This is a genomic window from Rhodanobacter sp. GW835-FHT13D09, from assembly GCF_058793995.1.
Window position 1 is genome coordinate 175,847 of sequence record NZ_JBXAGL010000002.1, and the last position, 19,653, is coordinate 195,499.

General features: G+C 62.1%; 17 protein-coding genes. 13 read left to right on the plus strand and 4 right to left on the minus strand.

Annotation, left to right across the window (positions count from 1 at the left end):
• Positions 1-211: 211 nt before the first annotated feature.
• From AC1Q5A_RS03640 to AC1Q5A_RS03655, 4 genes are read right to left on the minus strand one after another with little or no spacing between them, the layout of a single operon-like run.
• Positions 212-2,353, minus strand: coding sequence for a YjbH domain-containing protein (locus AC1Q5A_RS03640; protein ID WP_492698405.1), 2,142 nt, complete (start codon positions 2,351-2,353; stop codon positions 212-214).
• The gene (locus AC1Q5A_RS03645) at positions 2,350-3,123 is read right to left on the minus strand and encodes a capsule biosynthesis GfcC family protein (RefSeq protein WP_492698407.1); all 774 of its coding nucleotides are present in this window, start codon (positions 3,121-3,123) and stop codon (positions 2,350-2,352) included. Before AC1Q5A_RS03645 ends, AC1Q5A_RS03640 begins: the two co-directional genes overlap by 4 nt.
• Positions 3,120-3,779: a YjbF family lipoprotein gene (locus AC1Q5A_RS03650; protein WP_492698408.1), complete on the minus strand. Its 660-nt coding sequence runs from the start codon at positions 3,777-3,779 to the stop codon at positions 3,120-3,122. The genes AC1Q5A_RS03645 and AC1Q5A_RS03650 overlap by 4 nt, the downstream gene beginning before the upstream one ends.
• A 55-nt stretch (positions 3,780-3,834) precedes the next feature.
• Positions 3,835-4,938, minus strand: coding sequence for a polysaccharide biosynthesis/export family protein (locus tag AC1Q5A_RS03655; RefSeq protein ID WP_492698410.1), 1,104 nt, complete (start codon positions 4,936-4,938; stop codon positions 3,835-3,837).
• A 26-nt stretch (positions 4,939-4,964) separates the two neighbouring features.
• On the opposite strand from AC1Q5A_RS03655, the gene AC1Q5A_RS03660 reads away from it, so the two are divergent.
• The 13 genes from AC1Q5A_RS03660 (at position 4,965) to AC1Q5A_RS03720 (ending at position 19,651) form a co-directional block, all read left to right on the plus strand.
• On the plus strand, positions 4,965-5,555 hold the full coding sequence (locus AC1Q5A_RS03660; protein WP_492698411.1) for a hypothetical protein: 591 nt from the start codon (positions 4,965-4,967) through the stop codon (positions 5,553-5,555).
• A 158-nt stretch (positions 5,556-5,713) separates the two neighbouring features.
• Positions 5,714-6,163: a low molecular weight protein-tyrosine-phosphatase gene (locus AC1Q5A_RS03665; RefSeq protein ID WP_492698413.1), complete on the plus strand. Its 450-nt coding sequence runs from the start codon at positions 5,714-5,716 to the stop codon at positions 6,161-6,163.
• A gap of 11 nt (positions 6,164-6,174) precedes the next feature.
• Positions 6,175-8,367 carry a polysaccharide biosynthesis tyrosine autokinase gene (locus tag AC1Q5A_RS03670; RefSeq protein ID WP_492698415.1) on the plus strand — a complete coding sequence of 731 codons (2,193 nt, stop codon included), beginning with the start codon at positions 6,175-6,177 and terminating at the stop codon, positions 8,365-8,367.
• Between the two features lie 420 nt (positions 8,368-8,787).
• Positions 8,788-10,065 (plus strand): Vi polysaccharide biosynthesis UDP-N-acetylglucosamine C-6 dehydrogenase TviB, encoded by a 1,278-nt coding sequence (gene tviB / locus AC1Q5A_RS03675; protein WP_492698418.1) that lies wholly within the window; start codon positions 8,788-8,790, stop codon positions 10,063-10,065.
• 16 nt (positions 10,066-10,081) lie between these two features.
• A complete protein-coding gene (locus AC1Q5A_RS03680; RefSeq protein ID WP_492698420.1) occupies positions 10,082-11,128 on the plus strand; it encodes an NAD-dependent epimerase in 1,047 nt (348 codons plus the stop codon).
• A 24-nt stretch (positions 11,129-11,152) separates the two neighbouring features.
• A complete protein-coding gene (locus AC1Q5A_RS03685; RefSeq protein WP_492699046.1) occupies positions 11,153-11,521 on the plus strand; it encodes a GDP-mannose 4,6-dehydratase in 369 nt (122 codons plus the stop codon).
• A complete protein-coding gene (locus AC1Q5A_RS03690) occupies positions 11,518-11,691 on the plus strand; it encodes a hypothetical protein (protein WP_492698421.1) in 174 nt (57 codons plus the stop codon). Before AC1Q5A_RS03685 ends, AC1Q5A_RS03690 begins: the two co-directional genes overlap by 4 nt.
• Positions 11,688-12,998: an oligosaccharide flippase family protein gene (locus tag AC1Q5A_RS03695; RefSeq protein ID WP_492698423.1), complete on the plus strand. Its 1,311-nt coding sequence runs from the start codon at positions 11,688-11,690 to the stop codon at positions 12,996-12,998. Before AC1Q5A_RS03690 ends, AC1Q5A_RS03695 begins: the two co-directional genes overlap by 4 nt.
• A gap of 14 nt (positions 12,999-13,012) precedes the next feature.
• Positions 13,013-14,938, plus strand: coding sequence for an asparagine synthase (glutamine-hydrolyzing) (gene asnB, locus AC1Q5A_RS03700; protein WP_492698425.1), 1,926 nt, complete (start codon positions 13,013-13,015; stop codon positions 14,936-14,938).
• The gene (locus tag AC1Q5A_RS03705) at positions 14,938-16,176 is read left to right on the plus strand and encodes a glycosyltransferase (RefSeq protein WP_492698427.1); all 1,239 of its coding nucleotides are present in this window, start codon (positions 14,938-14,940) and stop codon (positions 16,174-16,176) included. Before asnB ends, AC1Q5A_RS03705 begins: the two co-directional genes overlap by 1 nt.
• Positions 16,176-16,919: a class I SAM-dependent methyltransferase gene (locus AC1Q5A_RS03710; RefSeq protein ID WP_492698429.1), complete on the plus strand. Its 744-nt coding sequence runs from the start codon at positions 16,176-16,178 to the stop codon at positions 16,917-16,919. Before AC1Q5A_RS03705 ends, AC1Q5A_RS03710 begins: the two co-directional genes overlap by 1 nt.
• 140 nt (positions 16,920-17,059) lie before the next feature.
• Positions 17,060-18,526, plus strand: coding sequence for a DUF8712 domain-containing protein (locus AC1Q5A_RS03715; protein WP_492698431.1), 1,467 nt, complete (start codon positions 17,060-17,062; stop codon positions 18,524-18,526).
• A 63-nt stretch (positions 18,527-18,589) separates the two neighbouring features.
• A complete protein-coding gene (locus AC1Q5A_RS03720; protein WP_492698433.1) occupies positions 18,590-19,651 on the plus strand; it encodes a glycosyltransferase family protein in 1,062 nt (353 codons plus the stop codon).
• Positions 19,652-19,653: the final 2 nt, after the last annotated feature.

Here is a 19,653-nt window from a genome sequence, read left to right on the forward strand (position 1 = left end):
TGGCGCAGGGGAGGGGGCAAAGCCGCTTCGCTCCTCCCCCTGCTCGGCAGGGGGAGGTCGGCGACCGAAGGGAGTCCTTCAGGTGAGGGGGTGGCTCCGGGTGGCGAGGAGTGCAGGGTCAATAGCGAACCCCACCCCAACCCTCCCCTACTGGCGCAGAGGAGGGAGCAAGGCCGCTTCGCTCTGAAGCAGGGGAGGGTACGAGGCCTTGCTACTCGGTGATCTTCTGCAGGTTATCCTGCAGTCCGTCGGTATCGCGGTCGCTGGTGAGGTCGTAGAGGTTGTAGCGTTTGTTCAGGCGGGCACCGCCGTCGCGCAGCAAGGGCTGCCACGTCATGTGCGCGGTGCCCGGTGTCGAGCGCGGCAACAGCAGCGTGAACGGGATCGAGACGTAGATGCCCTTGTCGAAGCTGCCTTCGCCGAACTGGCGGGAGGAAACATTGGTGAAGGTGGCCCAGGCGCCGATGCGGATGCCGTTGCGGTAGCGCCGCGACAAATCGATGGTGCCGCCCCAGTCTCCGGCCAGATAGCGGCCGATGCTGAGTTTCAGCGCCACGTTGTCGAAACCGGTGTCGAAGTAGCCGGTGAGCTGGCCGGTCGCCACGTGGTAGGGCCGGAAGTCGGCGCGCTGGTCGAAGCCGCGTTGCTTCACCCAGTTCAGGTCCGCGCCGATCGCCCAGCGTTCGCCGAACGGTCGGTACAGCAGCTCGCCGCCGACGCCGCCGAACATCGTCTCCAGCATGCCGCCATAGGCCATCGCGTACCAATCGGGGGCGAGGCGGCGCGCCGTGGTCAACTGGAACAGCGGCACGGTGAGCCGCGAGGTGGTCAGGTACTCGCGGATGTAGGTGCGCACGCGCGGCAGTTCGCTGGGCGCGTCGTAGGTGAATCGGCCGTAGTTGTTGAACAGGTTCGCGTCCAGCTCGCCGCTCCACCACGTGCCGGGAGTGAAGTGGAACGTGGCGTTGTAGTCGGCGCTCAGCTGGTACAGCAGGAAGGCGTTCGGACCGCCCACGGTCTGAGCGTAGCCTAGTGAGAAGCCGCCGTCGTAGCGGCGCAGCGGCGCGCGGTACAACACCTTCTCCTGCTGCGGCAGCGGCTGGTTCTGTTCGACTGCGCGGCCGAATTCGTCCGGCGCGAGGCGGTGGTCGAGCAGCGCATCGAAGCGCCGGCGATCCACGCTGGTAGCCACCACCGGCATGCCGGCCTGGGTCGACTCCAGCGTGTACCAGTCGACCCCGGTTCCCACCTGCTCGTCCAGTACGCGTGCCATGCGCCCCAGCGTTCGCGCGCTGTAGTAGTAACGCTGTGGCTCGCCGGTCACCACCAACTCGCGCCCGCGCAGGGCCAGCCTGGACACGGCGATGCCCGCGTTTGCATCGAGAGCCTGGCTTACCCGCGCCCAATCCGTCGGTCCGGCCGCGGGTGACGCCGGTCGCGGCGGTGGCGACGGATCCAGTGGTTTGGCCGGCAGTTCCACCGCCGCCAGGTTGGTGTGCAGCGTGAGGCTGAACATCGCGGTGGTGCCGCGTTCGACCGCCGCACTGAAGTCCACGTTGCGGCTGAGCCGGTACACCACGCCGAGATTCCAGGGCGTGCGCTGCCGCTGGTTGTCGCCCAGCGGCTCGTGCCGGTAATCGTTGCCTTCGTACTCCAGTTTCACCAGCAGCGGCTGCCACGGCGTCTGCCAGCTCACGCCGCCGAACAGCGCGGTGCGGCCGCGGAAATAACTGCGCGTGTTGAACTTGCCACCCTCGCCGATCGAGGTCGGTGGGCGCGTCTTGAACTTGTCGTCGAGGATCGCCAGCGGGTTGGTCAGGTCGCCGCGCGCGCCCAGGTAACCCCAGCCCAGCCCGAGGCTGAAGTCGAGCGGGCCCGTGCGCTTGTTGGCGACGAGGTATTCGCCCGAGAAGAGGCCGGTGCCGGTCAGGTCGCGGATGCCCAACGCGAGCGAGGGCAGGTAGCGGCTCTCCTGCCACACGTGCAGCCGGGCATCGATGGACTTGTCCTTGTCGGACTGGTTGCCGCTCTGACCAGGCACGCCGTAGAGGCGGTTGTCGATGGCCGAGTAGCGGAATGTGACCTGCAGCCAAGGCAGCGGCTGCAGCAGGAAGTTGTAGCGCGTGTACGGCGCCACGTGGCTGGCGGTGAAGGCGAACTCGCTGTCTGGTGCCATGCGGGCCACCGGGGTCTGCCACAGGCCGGTGTTGCCCCAGTCGTTGTACGTGGGCGCGAGCCAGGTGGGTGGAGTGGCGTCGCCCGCGTGCGCAGGTGGAACCAGCGGCAGCAGCAGGGCCGCGCCGATGGCGGCGCGCAGGCGATGGCGCGACGGGAACGGGCGTGGCGGGCTCACGGCGCGGCGTCCGGCAAGGTCTGGGTGGCCAGGAACGCGGCCACCTCGCGATTCAGATCGGGGTCGATGCGGTCGGCGACGTTCGCACGGATCGGCACGTAGACCACTGCGCCGGGCGCCAGCGGCAGCGTGTCCGAAAGGTTCCAGGCAGCGATGCCCCGGCGGAACACGCGGCCGTCCGGCTGGATCACCCACGCCCAGTCGCGGTCGGCGAGCGCATCGGGCGCGCAGCGCCCGAGATACTCGCGTGCGCCCTGCAACGGTTGCAGCGGCAGCGTGCAGGCCTGTCGCACGGCACCGACCACTCGCACGGTGCTTGGGCGCGGCGGATAGAGCAGCGTGTCGCCCGCCGCCAGCGGCAGGTTGGCGGCGGGCGTGGCCTCGACCACGCGCGGCGCCAGCAGCGCGGTTTCGCGCCCGGTCACCGGCAGATCCACCAGCCAGGCGTGCAGGCTGCGCGCGAGACCGGCGCGCTCCAGGTCGCCATCGCGCAATGCGTGTTCGCGCAGCGCGCCGAGGTCGTACACGATGCCGGCCTTCAATGCGGTCTGCTGCCGGATCAGCGAAGGGCGCAACCACGCCGCGCCCAGCAGGTACGCGTCCGCTTGCACGCCCGCGGCCAGCGCCGCGTCGCTGAGCCGCGCCGTATCCGCCAGCACGAGCGTGCCGGGATGCGCCACCGCGCCCGCCACGCGTACCTGGATGCCGGCCCGAGCCGGCGCCGTCCACGCCAGCCAACTGCACGCGATGCAACATGCCAGCCGCCTCACGGCTGTACCCCGGCGTAAGGCTTCAATTGCACGAGGGTGATCGCCTGTTCCGGTGTGAGATGCTGCTCGCTCTTCCACACCAGCCCGCTGGCAGGGTCGACCCAGTAGCGGTTGACCGCGTGCCAGCGCGCGGCCGGGGCATCGAGGATCTCGTCCACCCGCAATACGTCGCGCGACTGGCCGAGGATCTCGAGCCGGGTCGCGCCCATCGGCACCAGGCGCACGTGCACCGCCACGCCGTAGCGATAGCCGGACCAGTCCATGTTCGCGTTGAACTCCACGGGCGTCGCGAGATGCTGCAGGCCGCGCGCAAAGGAGTTGTCGGCCGGCAGGCGCAGGCCTTCCAGGTTGCTGGCGAGTCCGCTGCTGGCCACCACCTGGCCATGACGCAGGAACAGCACCACGTCGCCCTTGCCGTACCACGCCTCGCGCTCGCCATCGAGGTTGCCCAGAATCAGCACGGCCTGGCCGCTGCGCGTGCTGGCGTACATCTGATAGTACGGCTTGGCAGCTACCTCGGCCGCGCTCGGCAATTGCGAGCTGTGCTGCGCCACGGCCAGCCTGACCGTATCCGCGACCGAGCCGCCCAGCGCGGAGCAGCCGGCCAGTGTCGACAGGGCCAGCCACAGGCAGGGCAGGGCGAACCGGCGACTCATGCCGGCGTCGTCCCGGGGCGCCAGCGCCGGGCGGCGACCTTGCCGGGCACGGCCATCAGTTGTGGTTGGCGCTCTGGATCGCCGCGGCGCTGTTCAGCGCCGTGGTGATCGGCAGCAACTGGCTGATCAGGCGATTCCAGCGTGTCACACCCGCCGCACCCACGAACACCACGTCGCCGGGCAGCACCTTGAAATTGTCGGCCAGTGCGAACGCCGCCGGCGACTTCGCATCCAGTTCGAATACGGTGGCCGGTTGCGTTTCGAGATCCTTGACCCCGCGGATCACCAGCACCGCGCTGCCCTTGGCGGTGCTCGGGTTCAAACCACCGGCAAGGCCCAGCGCCTGGGTCAGGTTCATCGCCGAGGTCTTGAACGGGATCGCTCGCGGCTGTATCACCTCGCCCATCACGTAGATCTGCTTGCGGTCGTTGTGCGGCAGGTAGATGCGGTCGCCGGGCTGCAGGTAGATGCGGCTGGCCAACAGGTCGCCGTGTTCCAGCGCGTCCAGATCGAGGGGGAAGTCGTGGCCGCCGCGGCTCAGCACCAACCCGGAGAGGTTGGCGTCGGGCACGTCGATCTTCGCGGTGCCGATCGCCTGCGCCAGGGTCAGCGGCACGCTGGTGATCGGCTGCGGCGTGGTGTTGACGAAGGCGCCGCTCAGGGTCACGTGCTGGCTGGCATAGATGATAACGCCCACGTCTACCTGCGGGTTGGGGATGTACGGCGCCAGCTTCTTCGTGATCAGTTTGCGCAGATCTTCCAGCGTGATGCCGGCCACCTTCACCTCGCCCACGAACGGGTAATACAGCGTGCCGTCGGAACGCACCTGCCGGCCGTTGACCGTCGCCTGCTGCTGTGATCCGCCGGGAGCCGTCAACTCGGGGTGCTCCCACACCGTCACGAAGAGGGTGTCGCCCGGCCCGATGCGGTACGGCTCCGGCTGGTAATCGAGCAGGGCCGCAGGCACGGCCGCTATGGCCTCGTTGGTCGCTCGCTGCATCGCCAGCAGCTTCGGCGTGATCGGGGTCAGCTGGAAGTAGCGGCTGGCATCGCTCTCGCGCAGCGAGCCGGAACTCGCCAGGTGCTGGCCGGGGGCGAACACGCAGCCGCACAACAGGGCGGCGAGCGCGGCGGCGGTCAGCGCGGGTAGGGCTTTCATCGTCTGGGAAACCTTGCAACGGCGGCGTGGCCGCCGGATGTGTGCGCAAAACATGGCAGGCGTCGCGGCATGGAATCCGCGACGCCTGCAATGTCACGAGGAACCTGCAATCGGCCACTCAGGGGCGGCGCGATTTTTCGTTGCCCGACAAGGCGCGCGGTCTCACCGCGTGCCTTGTCGAGGGCCGGCCTCAGTGGGTGCCGGTGGTGCCGGTGGTGCCACCGCCGCTGCTCGAGGCGGCCACGCCCACGGCCACCGCTGCCGCGCCGATGCCGACGATCGCGCCGGCAGACAAGCCGCCGATGGACGCGGCCGACGCACCGGCTGCGCCCGCCGCCGTGGCGGACGTGCTGGCTGCGCCCGTCGTGGCGGACGTGCTGGTTGCGCCCGTCGTGGCGGACGTGCTGGCTGTGGTCCCGTTCGCACCTGTCGCCCCGGCCTGGCTCGTCGTGGTGGTCGGGTGGATCTGGTTGCCCTGGCTGGCCGGCGCAGTCTGCGCAGACGCCGCCAGCGACATACCGGCACCGAGCAAAGCAATACAAAGCACCTTCATCGTCGCCATCATGCCCTCCCTGTTGCGGATGTCCGCTTGTGTAAAGTGTGCCTTGGAAGTATAAATCCACAGCTAGCTATCCGCGCAAGTGGATTTTCGGCAGATGCAAGGCCCGCAAGATTCTTGCGGCGACTGCGTTGGGAGTTGCGATGCGCTGCGAGGACGCCGCCACGGCCGCCGTGCAGGGGAAGAGGGCCAACGGTCAGGGAGCGGTGCGTAGTCGTGTTCAGCAATATCCTCTTGGTGTGCGTGGGCAATATCTGTCGCAGCCCGATTGCCGAACTGCTCATGCGCCAGGCTCTGCGTGGCCATGAGTTCGAGATCGGCAGTGCCGGTCTGGCCGCGCTGGCTGGGCAACCCATGGATACGACGGCTGCCGAACTCCTGAGCTGGCATGGGCTTGATCCGTCTGCGCATCGCGCGCGGCAACTCACTCTGGAACTGCTGCGCCGGCATGAGCTGATACTGGCGATGGAGCAGGCGCAGCTCGCGCAAATCGGCCGCCTCGCGCCCGAGGCCGTCGGCAAGGTCTTCCTGCTGGACAAATGGGTGGCGTCCCGTGACATTCCCGATCCTTACCGCCAGCCGCGCGGCATGTTCGAGCGCGTCTACGCGATGATCGAGCAGGGCGTGCAGGCCTGGCTTCCCCGGCTTCAGAATCCACGACAGTGAATACCTCGCACATGGCCGAAACACCGCAAGCTTCTGGCGACGACGACATCGACCTCAACGCCCTGCTGGGCACCCTGCTCGACCACAAATGGCTGATCGGCGTGGTCACCGGCGCCTTCTTCCTCGTGGCCGCGGCCCACGCCCTGCTCGCCACGCCGATCTACCAGGCCAACGGCCTGGTGCAGGTGGAGCAGAAGGTGCCGCAACTGCCGGGGCTCTCGGCACTCACCCAGACCCTGGGCACCTCCAACTCCGAGGCCGCCACCGAGATCGCCATCATCCGGTCGCGCTCGGTGATCGGGCGGGCGGTGCAACAGCTCAAGCTCGACATCACGGTGCAGCCGCAGCAGTTCCCGGTGGTTGGCGGTTTCATCGCCCGCCGCTACGTGCCGGCCAAGCCCGGCGACGTGGCCACGCCCTGGCTGGGCCTCGGCCGCGACGACTGGGGCGGCGCCAAGCTCGACGTGTTCCAGTTGGACGTGCCCGATGCCCTGCTCGGCCAGCCGCTGACCCTGGTCGCCGGCGCAGGCGGTAGCTACACGCTGGCGCATGCCGGTACGACCTTGCTGCAGGGGCGCGTGGGGCAGGTGGCCCAGGGCCACGGCGTCACCCTGCAGGTGGAGACGTTGTGGGCCAACCCCGGCACGCACTTCGCGGTGATCCGCCATCGCATCCTCAGCACCGTGCTCAAGCTGCAGCAGCAAATAAATGCCAATGAGCAGGGCAAGGACTCCGGCATCATCCAGCTCAGCTACGAAAACAGCGACCCGAAGCTCGCGGTGGCCGTGCTGAACCAGGTGCAGCAGGCCTACGTGCAGCAGAACGTCGACAAGAACTCCGCACAGGCTGCCAGCAGCCTCGCCTTCGTCAAGCAGCAACTGCCAGTGACGCGCCAGCAACTGGAAAAGGCGCAGGCTGCGCTGAACGCTTTCCAGGTGAAGGCGCATTCGGTGGATGTCACGCTGCAGACCAAGGCCCTGCTCGACCAGGTGGTAGGCATCGACACCAGCATCCAGAAGCTCAGGATCGATCAGGCCGACGTGGAGCGCCGCTATACCGCCAATCACCCGGCCTACAAGGTGCTGATGCAGCAGATCGGCGCACTGCAGGCGCAAAAGGCCAAGCTGCAGGAGGAGGTCGACCTGCTGCCCGATACGCAGAAGGAACTGCTTGGCCTGACCGAGGACGTGAAGGTCAGCAATACCACCTACATCGAGCTGTTGAACCAGGCCCAGCAGCTGGAGATCGCCCGCGCGGGCACCGTAGGCAATGTGCGCATCGTCGACTCCGCGGCCACCGATGCCACGCATCCGGTCAAGCCCAAGCGTTCGTCGGTGGTATTGACTGGCACGTTCTTGGGGGCATTCCTGTCCGTGGCGTTCGTATTCCTGCGCAAGATGCTGAGCCGCGGCGTGGAAGACCCGGCCGAGATCGAGCAGCTGGGTCTGCCGGTGTACGCGGTCATCCCGCTGAGCCCGCGCGAAGTGGCGCTGCTGCCCGCGAGCCAACGCCACGGCGACGGCCGCCAGCACCTGCTGGTGGTGGATACGCCGGCCGATCTCGCCATCGAGGCACTGCGCTCCTTGCGCACCAGCCTGCACTTCGCGCGGATGGAAGCCGGCAGCAATGTGCTGATGATCTCCGGTTCCAGCCCGGGCGCCGGCAAGACCTTCGTCTCCACCAACCTTGCCGCGGTGATTGCGCAGAGTGGTCAGCGCGTGCTGGTGATCGATGCCGACCTGCGCAAGGGCACCATGCACCGCATCCTGGGTGGCCGCCCAGAGGGCGGACTGTCCGAGCTGATCAGCGGCCAGGTCGAGGCGAGTGCGGCCATTCGAGCGGTGGACAACATCGCTGGAATGTATTTCCTGCCGCGCGGCAAGGTGCCACCCAACCCCTCCGAGTTGCTGATGCGTCCGGCCTTCAAGGCCCTGCTGGACAAATTCACGCAGGCCTACGACACCGTCGTCATCGACACCCCGCCCATCCTCGCCGTCACCGATGCCGCGGTGGTGGGCCAGCATGCCGGCATCAGCCTGCTGGTAACCCGCTTCGGCCTCAACCAGATACGTGAGATCGCCCTGGCCAAACAGCGCTTCCAGCAGAACGGTGTGGAGATCAAGGGCGCCATCTTCAACGCCGTCGAACGCCGCGCCGCCGGCTACTACTCCTACGGTTACTACGAATACAAAACCGCCAAATAACCCGCTTTGCTTCCTCCCCTGCGAAGCAGGGGAGGACGGAACCGATACCACCTCCTCCCCCGTAAAGCAGGGGAGGACTGAGCCGATACCACCTCCTCCCCCGTAAAGCAGGGGAGGACCGAGCCGATACCACCTCCTCCCCTGCATAGCAGGGGAGGACTGAGGAGGGGTCGCTCTTGGCTCTCAGCCAATACCCCACCCCCTGAACCCGGCAAAAAAACCGCCCCACACCCACTTCGGCAGCAGCTGCCAACCCTCCCGCTAGCCAGCCGTCTCCCGCCTCAGGCAACTTCAAACCATCCAGCATCGCCCCCGTAACACGAAAACCCCATAATCAGCGATCGAACCCGCGGTAAAGGCTCCCGCTATTCGTCCGACCTGCGCCAGACAGTCCCGACCCGATCATCCAACGGAAGCCCCATGCACTCACTGGACAACACGAAGATAGCCATCATTGGCCTCGGCTATGTCGGCCTGCCGCTTGCGGTGGAATTCGGCAAGCACTTCGACACAGTGGGCTTCGATATCAACACCGCGCGTATCGACGAGTTGCGCAGTGGCCATGACCACACGCTGGAAGTGGATGCTGCCGAACTCGCCGCCGCGCCGCGCCTGAGCTTCAGCGCGAGTCTGGATGACATTCGCGGCTGCAACGTCTACATCGTCACCGTGCCCACCCCGATCGACTCGGCCAAGCGTCCCGACCTGACCCCGCTGGTCAAGGCCAGCGAGAGTTTGGGCAAGGTGCTCAAGCACGGTGACATCGTGGTGTACGAATCCACCGTGTATCCCGGCTGCACCGAAGAAGTCTGCGTGCCGATCCTGGAAAAGGTTTCAGCCCTAACCTACAACCGCGACTTCTTCGCCGGCTACAGCCCCGAGCGGATCAACCCGGGTGACAAGCTGCATCGCGTCACCAGCATCCTCAAGGTGACCTCGGGCTCCACGCCCGAAATAGCGGACTTTGTCGACCGTCTGTACGGCTCGATCATCACCGCTGGCACGCACAAGGCCAGCTGCATCAAGGTCGCCGAGGCCGCCAAGGTGATCGAGAACACCCAGCGCGATCTCAACATCGCCCTGGTCAACGACCTCGCCATCCTGTTCAACAAACTCGGCATCGACACGCTGGAAGTGCTCGAAGCCGCCGGCACCAAGTGGAACTTTCTGCCGTTCCGCCCGGGCCTGGTGGGTGGCCACTGCATCAGCGTGGATCCGTACTACCTCACCCACAAGGCGCAGGAAGTGGGCCACCATCCGGACGTGATCCTGGCCGGTCGCCGCACCAATGACAGCATGGGCCCATATATTGCCAGCGAAGTGATTCGGCTGATGGTCCGCAAAGGCATCAACCCGGTGCGCGCGCGCGTCTTGGTGCTGGGTCTGGCGTTCAAGGAGAACTGCCCGGATCTGCGCAATACGCGTGTGGTCGACATCGTGGATGCGCTGAAGGGCTACAACGCCGAGGTCGACATCCATGACCCTTGGGTCGACAGCGTCGAAGCGCGGCACGAGTACGGGGTCGCGACTGTGGCGCAGCCGCAAACTGGCAGCTACGACGCCGTGATCGTGGCAGTAGGTCATCAGGAGTTTGTCTCGCTTGGTTCCGACGGCATCCGCGCCTTCGGCAAGCCGGACTCCGTTGTCTACGATGTGAAATACGTTCTGCCGCGAGGCGCGGCAGATGGTCGTCTTTGAGTCGGAATCGCATTGCATGAAAGTCTTGGTCACCGGCACCGCCGGCTTCATTGGCTCGCATGTTGCCCTCAAATTGCTTGAGCGTGGCGACAAGGTCATTGGATTCGACAACCTCAACGACTACTACGACGTGAGCCTGAAGAAGGCGCGGCTCGCACGCTTCATGAATCACCCGAATTACACGCATGTCCACGGCGACCTGGCCGATCGTGCCCTGGTTGAAAGCGTGTTCGCCACGCACAAGCCACAGCGGGTGATCAACCTTGCGGCACAGGCGGGCGTACGCTATGCGGCGGAGAATCCGCACATCTATGTGGCGAGCAATGTCATCGGCTTCCTGCATGTTCTTGAAGGCTGTCGCCATCACGACGTGGAGCATCTGGTGTTCGCGTCGACCAGCTCGGTATATGGCGCCAATCTGACGATGCCGTTTTCCGAGCACCAGAGCACCGAGCATCCATTGACGCTGTATGCCGCCACCAAGAAAGCCAATGAACAGATGGCGCACAGTTATGCGCATCTCTACGGCATTTCATCGACCGGCCTGCGCTTCTTCACCGTCTACGGCCCCTGGGGTCGCCCCGACATGGCGCTGTTCCTGTTCACTAGGGCTATTCTGGCTGGCGAACCGATCAAGGTATTCAACCACGGTCACCACAAGCGCAGCTTCACCTACATCGACGACGTCGTCGAAGGCGTGATCCGTACGCTAGACAAGGTGCCGGGCAAGGACCTGGCCTGGGATGGCCATGCGCCGGACCCGAGCAGCAGCGGCGTCGCGCCTTACAAGATCTACAACATCGGCAACGAACAGCCGGTCGAACTGCTTCGCTATATCGAAGTGCTGGAGCAGTGCCTGGGCAAGAAGGCGAGGATGGAGATGTTGCCTTTGCAGGCCGGCGACGTGCCGGACACCGAGGCGGACGTGTCGGCGTTGACCAAGAATGTTGGCTACCGGCCGGTGGTGTCGGTGGAGGAGGGGGTGGCCAATTTCGTGGCGTGGTATCGGGGTTATTACGCAGCGCGGTGCGAAAAAGGGACGGAGGGAATTGGGCATGCTTGATTCTCTTCGTCCCCTTTCTGTCGCATCTATGGCGATGACCACCCGACGCCGGACGGCACCGTCGTGCGCGACTACCTGCACGTGATGGACCTGGCCGCAGCGCATCTGAAAGCGGTGGAATACGCCATGGAACAAGCGGGATGCGAGGTATTCAATCTGGGGACGGGAAGGGGATGTTCGGTTATGGAAATGGTGGCGGCGTTTGAGGCTGTCGTCGGGCAAGAAGTTACATATTGCGTCGCGGAACGCCGTGCGGGCGATGTTGCCGCGCTGACTGCGGACCCTTCCAGAGCAAACGGAGTTTTGCAGTGGCGTGCAAAGAATGAACTGCGGGCGATGAGTGCGCACGTTTGGCGGTGGCAAACTCTGAATCCGCAAGGTTACCCGAAATGAAGAAAATTACTGATGAAAAGTTGCAAAATGATGCGAAAGCTCAGGTGATTCTCATCGCACTTTTTGAGTCAGGTGTCTGCAGTAAGGCTCTTGCTTGTATTCGTGATAAGTGCTGCCCATACGCGAATTGTAGGGCTTCTAGCTCGCGCGATTTTGAATTCATGTCATGAATATCTTGTTGAGGGGGAAAATTGCAGAACTAGGGAGATCGAGTTTTGGTCGAAATGTATTCTGGTTTACAGGGCTTTCTGCGTTCGAGAGATTGTTTGCAGTTGCCCAGACAGTATTGATATCACGCGCGTTGGGAATTACGGAGTACGGGATCTACGGGTTGCTATTTGGCACCATCGGGTTCGTGGCGTCGGTTGTGGGTCTCCAGATGGGGCTCACAGCAACAGTGTTCATAGCCAAATATCGTGACATGGAAAAAACGAAAGCGGCCGCCGTCATTTCCATTGTTTCGAAGTTCGCTTGTGCGGTCGCAGTTATCTTCATTGTTGCAACGCTGCCATTCAGCAAGATCCTTTCAATGTGGTTGCTTGATTCGGGTAAATACCAGATGCCGATCATCCTTGGTATTTTGTTTGTCGGTGCGACAATTGTAAGTGGTGTTCAGGATGGGATTGCGCAGGGATTCGAACTCTTCGGCGTGCTCGCCAGATTGAAGATACTCACGTCTGCGCTCAGCTTGGCAGTTATATACCCAGGTGCAGTAAGATTCGGTCTGATGGGCGTGCTTGTCATCGTTCTGGCCGGTCTGTTTCTGAAATTACTGATTTTATGGTTTTCCATCAAAAAGACGCGCCAACTTCAACAGATTCCACAATTCGGAAGGGGAGTCTCGTTCATGGGGCTCGTCACTGGCTTTGCCTTTCCATCCATGGCAGTCAGTTTGGTTGTCGGTTTTGTAACATGGCTTGGAATGTATATTCTTTCAAGACAACCTGGTGGCTTTGAGGGTGTTGCAATTGTCAATACGGGCCAGCAGTGGCGCGGCCCGGTTCTCTTGCTGGCAGCCTCCCTGGGAGGCGTTGCAGTCCCCGTATTCAGCAGATTGTCGACAAGTGGTGATCCGCTTGCTACCAGAAGGCTACGGCGAAATCTTGCATTGGTCAATTTGATGGTTGCCGCTGGAGTGGCGGTTGTCGTGATCGCAGGCTCCGGATGGATCATGAAGTTGTACGGTGATGGTTTCGCAGGAGGCAGGCTCGCATTCTGTCTGATCGTTCTATCCACGATTCCTGCGGTAGTCGCAAATGTATATATGCAGGAACTTATAGGTGCGGCGCGAATGTGGCGGCAGCTGTGGCTTCAAATTCCGTACTTGTTGGTCATGTGTGTGGCTTTCATGGTGTTGATACCAAGTTACGGTGCATTGGGGTATGCGATTTCCCTGCTGTCTGGTTCTTTTCTGTTTCTTGCGCTTGTGATTGCAATGGATCGAGTTGAATACAACGGATTTACGAAAAGTAATTAAATTGGGGTCGGTGTATGTGCGGCATAGCGGGAACTATCGGGTCACAACAGTCGCCCGAAATTCGGTGGGTTCAGGTGATGCTTGGAGTTCAGGCTCATCGTGGCCCCGACGGGCAAGGTATTTGGTCCTCTGAGTCGAACGATGTTGCGTCGGTTTGTCTGGGACATCGTCGATTGTCCATCCTCGACCTCTCGGAAGCGGGCCATCAACCGATGCTGGACGCCTCCGGTCGATTCGTGCTGACCTACAACGGCGAGATCTACAACTACCTCGAAGTGCGCGCGGAGCTGGCCTCGATGGGCGTCGTGTTCCGCTCGCACTCTGACACGGAAGTACTGCTGGAGGCCTACAAGCACTGGGGCGTGGACTGTCTACAGCGCTTCAATGGCATGTTTGCATTCGCGCTCTATGACAGCGTGCGTGGTGTGCTGTTCTGCGCACGCGATCGTTACGGGGAGAAGCCGTTCCTGTTCGGGTTCGGCAAGGGATTCTTCGCGTTCGCCTCGGAGTACAAAGCGCTGTTGCAGCATCCGGGGTTGTCGCTGGACTTCGATGAGTGGCGCTTGGTGCAGGCCGCCTATAATCCGAGCACCGGCTTGGACGCGGACCGGCAGACCGTCTTCAACGATGTCCAGCAACTTCTGCCCGGCGAGGCCATGGAGGTGGAGGTCGCCACCTTGCAGCATCGTATCTGGCGCTACTGGCAAGTGGAACCTCAGCCGGCTCGCCAGGTGAGCGACGAGCAGGAGGTGTTCGCGGAGTTCCGCGATCTGCTGATCGATTCCGTGCGTATCCGCATGCGCAGCGATGTGCCGGTGGGTTCCTGTTTGTCTGGAGGCTTGGACTCCAGCGCGATCGTCTGTATCGCTCGTCGGCTACTGGGCGATGATGCCCGGTACCACACGTTCACCGGGAGGTTCCCGGGTACGCATGCGGATGAATGGAACTGGGCAAAGCAGGTGGTGGAGGCGGCTCACGTGGACAGCCATGTGGTGAAACCCACGGTGGATGGCTTCGTGGATGAATTGCCGGACTTCCTCTGGCATAACGAGTTGCCTGTGGGCAGTTCCAGCCAATATGCCCAATGGAACGTGTTTCGCCTAGCGAAGCAGCACGGGGTAACGGTGTTGCTGGACGGGCAGGGCGCGGATGAAACCCTGGGCGGCTACGAGCAGTATTTCGCAAGGTACGCGCAAGCCTTGCACCAGGCTGGAGACAGCGAGCGCCTGACGCACGAATTGCCAAAGATCCGTGAGCGCTATCCACTTGCACTGACGCCGCCGGCCCGCGCTTTGCGCGACCGGCTGCCCTTCCGGATCCGGCATGCGCTGTCCAACCGGTTCGGCCTTGGCACCGGTCTGCTATACGGGATGAAGCCGTCGAAGGCGGCCACAGTCGCCCACGAGACCGTACTTCCACAGGTGCATGGCTTCAACTCGTTGGCGAATGCGCTGGTCCAAGACACCTTTGGTCGCTATCTGACCACGCTGCTGCGCTACGGCGATCGCAATTCGATGGCGCATTCGCGCGAAGTACGCCTGCCGTTCTGCGACCATCGCATCGCCGAATTCGTGGCCGCTTTGCCGCCGTATCTGTTGATGGGGGAAGTCCAGACCAAGCGCCTGCTACGCGAGTCGATGCGCGGGATCCTGCCCGAGGAGATCAGGACCCGCTGGAACAAGCAGGGTTTCCGTCCGCCGCAGGATTTATGGTTCCAGTCCCCCGACATGCTGGCGTCGGTGCGCGATACGTTCCATAGCCAGGCCTTCCGGGATAGCGAGTACTGGATTGCAAGCTGGTGGCAGCGTGCATTGCGCCGCGTGGAGCAAGGCGAGCTTGCTCTCGGTTGGACGTTATGGCACCCGTACATGGTGGAGCAATGGAAGCGGTACTTCCTGGCGCCGCTTCGCCAGATGCGTGCACAAGCTGGCACGCCTTGATGCGCCTCGTCTTCGTCAGCGATGTGCATCCCGATACGCCGCATATCTCAGCGGTGCGCCTATGGGCATTCGCCCGCGAACTGGCGGTGCGCGGCCACCACGTCCTCTTTATCACCCAACGACGGGACGCAACGCCTGAACCGGCTCAACGCGATTCCGGGCTTGCGACTCGTCTGGCCGCCCATGACTGGTTGCAACCGTTCCTGCATGAGTTGGGCGTGCCCCAGCATCTTTCGAGAGATGCTCCACTCCGTCATGTACCTTCATTCATCAGGCGCATGCAGACAGCCTGGAACCTGTTGGTGCACGGTGGCCCTCGCTGGCGCTGGAGTGATGCGGTGGCGGCAAGTGCGCAGGAGTGTGTCGGTGCATTCCGGCCAGATCTGGTCTGGACCACCTTTGGTCACACCGGCAACGCCATCTCCGCGCGGCACTTGGCCCGCGCAGCCACATGTCCCTGGATCTTGGATATCAAGGACAACTGGGAGCTCTATATTCCGAACGGATTGCGCCACCTGATGGCGTGGCGTACCCGTGGTTGGGCAGCGCTCACTGCAAATGCGGAGTTCACCCGCATAATGGCGCGCAAGTGGCAGAGCCAGGATGCCACCGTGATCTACAGCGGCGTGGCGGATGAGTTCTTGCTCGCTCAACACGACACCCTCCCAAGCCATGATCCCCTTGCGATCAATTTCGTTGGTGGACTTTACGATGCTGGGCGCACCAGGACGATGCTCGGCGGTGTTGCAGACTGGATGTCGCAGCTGACGGATGCGCAACGCGCGAGAGTCCGCATCCGCTATTTCGGGGGTGATACCCAGCTGTTCGCCGATGCCGCCAGGGATGTAGTCGAGGCGCGCAATCTTGAGTCGCACGGATATGTGGGCCTCGGTGAGCTCGCTCAATTCTGCCGTTCAGCAGTCGCGAATCTGTACGTGCGCCATGACGGAGGTTTCCACCACAAGTTGCTGGAGTTGTTGGCTTGTGGTCGGCCGACCGTGGTGTATCCGGGAGAATCGGGTGAGTCGCGCGTCTTGGCGCAGCGCACGGGAGGTGCTTTGGTGGAGGCGGCGACCCGCCAAGCGGTCGCAGAGGCGCTGGCAAGGCTGGCCGGAAATCCGTTGGGCGAACGGCGAGCTGCCCCGGCGCACAAGGCCGATACGTTTCCCTTTACTTGGTCTGCGCTCGCAGCCGATCTTGAAACCGTGTTCGCATCCGTGTTGGAAGGAAGAAAATGATGGAGCCGCAATCGAACAACGCCCGCGACCTGGTCGTTCGCTACTACTTTGAGACTACTTCCGCCGCCGGCAGCGCATTCAGCGAACAGGCCTTCGCCTTTTCGCAGCAGGGTTTGATCCGTCGTTTGGGTCCTTGGTTGGATGTCAAAGGAAAGGTCGTGGTCGACCTTGGCTCTGGGACGGGGGAACTTTGCGCATTGGCAGTGCAGGGCGGTGCGGCGCGTGTCACCGGGGTCAATCTGAGTGAGGGAGAGGTCGAGTTCGCACGGCAACGCGTTGCCGCGGATTTCGTGGTGGACGATATCGGCCGCTATCTGGCCACGCTGCCCGATGAATCCGTCGATCGCATCTTCGCGCTTAATATCCTTGAGCATGTCGACAAGGACACTCTAGTGTCGGTTCTGCAACATGCCTGCCGGGTACTTCGCCCGGAAGGGGCACTGGTGGCGATGGTGCCGAATGCCACTTCGCCATTTGGTGGAATGACCCGTTATTGGGATATTACCCATTTCAATGCGTTCACACCGAGCAGCGTGCATCAGCTCACACGCCTTGTCGGATTTGGATACGAGCCAGATTTCCGGGAGTGTGGTCCCGTTCCCCATGGGTTGGTGAGCGGAATCCGGTATCTGCTCTGGCAAGGGATCCGGGGGCTCGTGGCCTTCTGGTTGTTTGTGGAACTGGGCTCGTCAAAAGGCGGAATTTATACGGCTGACATGATGTTCCGGTTGCGCAAACGCTAAGTCGTTGGAAATCTGCTCTGGCACCTTCGCTCATTTGCTCCTGCTCTGGGGCGCCGAGCCATGTCTGTCATGCTTTTTCTTTCTATGCGATCAGAACCTAAAGAAAAGGTCATGAAACGGCCTTGTAGTGGGATCCACATATGAAGTCTCATCTTAGACCAGTATCTTTTGGCCTGCCTTATGCGTTCCAGACTGTCTTTCTGTCACTCACGATTTACGGAGTTTTTCTTGCGGCTGCCGTGCTGGTTACTTCGCCCAGCATTGTCACCGAGATCTCACTATGCCTGATTCACGGGGGGGGGGCGGCTGCGCTTTTATCGTTTTGGCGTATGGGCCGCTGGGGCAGCGCACGCTACGACTGTTTCGGGTCAGCGCTGTTACTTGTGAGTGCGGCCTTTCGCATACATGCCTTGCTGGATGCCGCGACCTTTGGGGTCAGATTGGACGATCTGTACGCCTATAGCGCCGTGTCGTTACCGGATGAACTGTTGTTGCTGTTCCTGAAGTCGGAGTTCATCACGGTCTTCGGAACTATACTGGTGGCTTGTAGCTGGAGACTGACCGTTGGGGCGCAAGTTGAGCGGTACTCGTTGAATCGAGATCTGAAGGAAGTGCCGCTGAAGCTGTCGCTTCTTGTCTATCTTGGCGCGTTCGCAGTGGACGTCCTTCGTCGTGTATTGGGGGTTGAATTTGATTTGGTACAGCAATTGAGTTATCTCTTGTTTATCTTTGGTGTCGCGGCCATCTATTTCGTTGCTTCGCACGCCAGATCTCGCTGGAAAAAACTGGTGGTGTCGATCCTGATGGGGTTTCCGATGGCAGTAATGGCCTTGGGTAGTGGCATGAAAGAGGAGATGTTCTTTCCTTTGATTCCTTCGGCCATGATCTATTGGTGGCATTTCAAGGCCCCCCTGGCACGGGGGGGCATGATTGCCCTGGCATTCACCGTAATTTCGGTCGCGCAGTTGTACGTTAGTCATGTTCGGGATCTCACATGGAGCAGTGGGGGTGCCTCGAATGTATCCACAATGGAGTTGGTGGAAAGTTTTGGCGAATCGATGGGAACGGTGGATAAAGCCGAGGCATTCTCGGCCATCAGCTCGCGCCTGAACATGACGACGGCGCATGCAATCACGGTGACATTGGCGGACCATAACGGTTTTGAACCAGTCAATGTGTTCGGGATGATTCCTGCCAGCTTTATCCCACGCTTTCTCTGGCCGGGAAAACCCGTGCTACAGCCTGGCGCCATGCAGACTGCCCGCATACTAGGATTCAGTGGACCGCTTTCAGAGGTGCACTCTGCGACGGCAGCCGGCTTTTCAACCGAACTTTATCTGGGTGGGGGATGGTTGGGTGTCGTTTTGGGAGCAGGTCTTTTTGGCGTGATGTTGGGGTTTGCGCAGCGTTGGTTGGCAGGGCGATTGCCGGGCTTTCCATACTCGGCGTTCTGCTTCATTAGTTTGTACTGGGTGCTGCGATTTGACGAAAAATCCGTTGTTTATGCCTATACAACAATTGCTTTTTCGACGATTTTTCTGGTCATGATTGACTGGGCGGGCAGGTTGGTGGGGATACGCTCACGCTGTTCTTCCAGACAAGGTTAGGTTTGTTCGTGAGAACAACGGTTGACGGGATTTCAATAGCGTTGAGGCGAGGGGTGCCGAGTAATGAAGATATTGTTCATCGGAGAGTCTTGGCTTGGCTCTTGCGCGCGCAGCATGCGCGAGGCGCTCGCGCGTTACCCCGACGTCGAGTTAGACGAAATCAACGAAGATGCGTTCCTGCCCAAGCATCGCGCACGATGGTTACGCGGTATTCACCGTTTGCTGGGACCGCAGTACCGTCGAGAGCTGGGCGACGCCATTATGACGCGGGCGAAGCGCCTGCAACCGGACGTAGTCATGACCTACAAGGGCAATCCGATCGGTGCGGACCTTCTTGCGCGGATCAAGGCATGCGCATCGAATGTCCTAACTGTCAATATTTACCCAGACTGTTCCCCGCATGCACATGGGCAGCGCCATCGCGAGGCAATGGGTGCCTATGATCTGGTCATTTCGAGCAAGACTTTCCATCCGTCCGAGTGGAACTCGACCTACGGTTATTCCAACGAGTGCGTGTTCGTACCGCAGGGCTACGACCCGGCCTTGCATCTGGCAAAAGCAGCGGCCAAGAGTGAGCCGCAGTTTGACCTCGGCATGGTCGCCACGTGGCGACCGGAGTATCACCGGCTGATGCTGGCGCTTGTACCTGCGCTGAGCAACCTCCATCTGCGAGTAGGGATTGGCGGCATTGGTTGGCTGGACCATGCTGCGGAGTTTCCCGCCCATTGGCAATTCCCCGGCGCACTTCAGGGGCGCTCATATGTGGATTTCCTGCGCTCTTCCAGTGTGTGCATCGCCCCGATCAATCGCGAGATCAAGATCGACGGCAGGAAGCAGCCGGGCGATGAAGACACCACGCGCACCTACGAGCTGGCTGCAGCCCACTGTTTCTTCATCCATCAGCGCACGCCCTTCGTGCAATTCGCCTACGACGAAGCCACCGAAGTGCCAATGTTCGACGATGCAAGCGAACTGGCGGCGCACGTGCGCCATTTCGTCGACCAGCCACTGAAGCGTGCTGCTTTCGCGGCGCGAGCTCACGCGCGTGCCGTTCCGGCCTATTCTTTAGATGCACGCGCGGCTGACATCTTGCAGCTGTTGCAGAAGCGGTCGGGGCACCGTTAGGC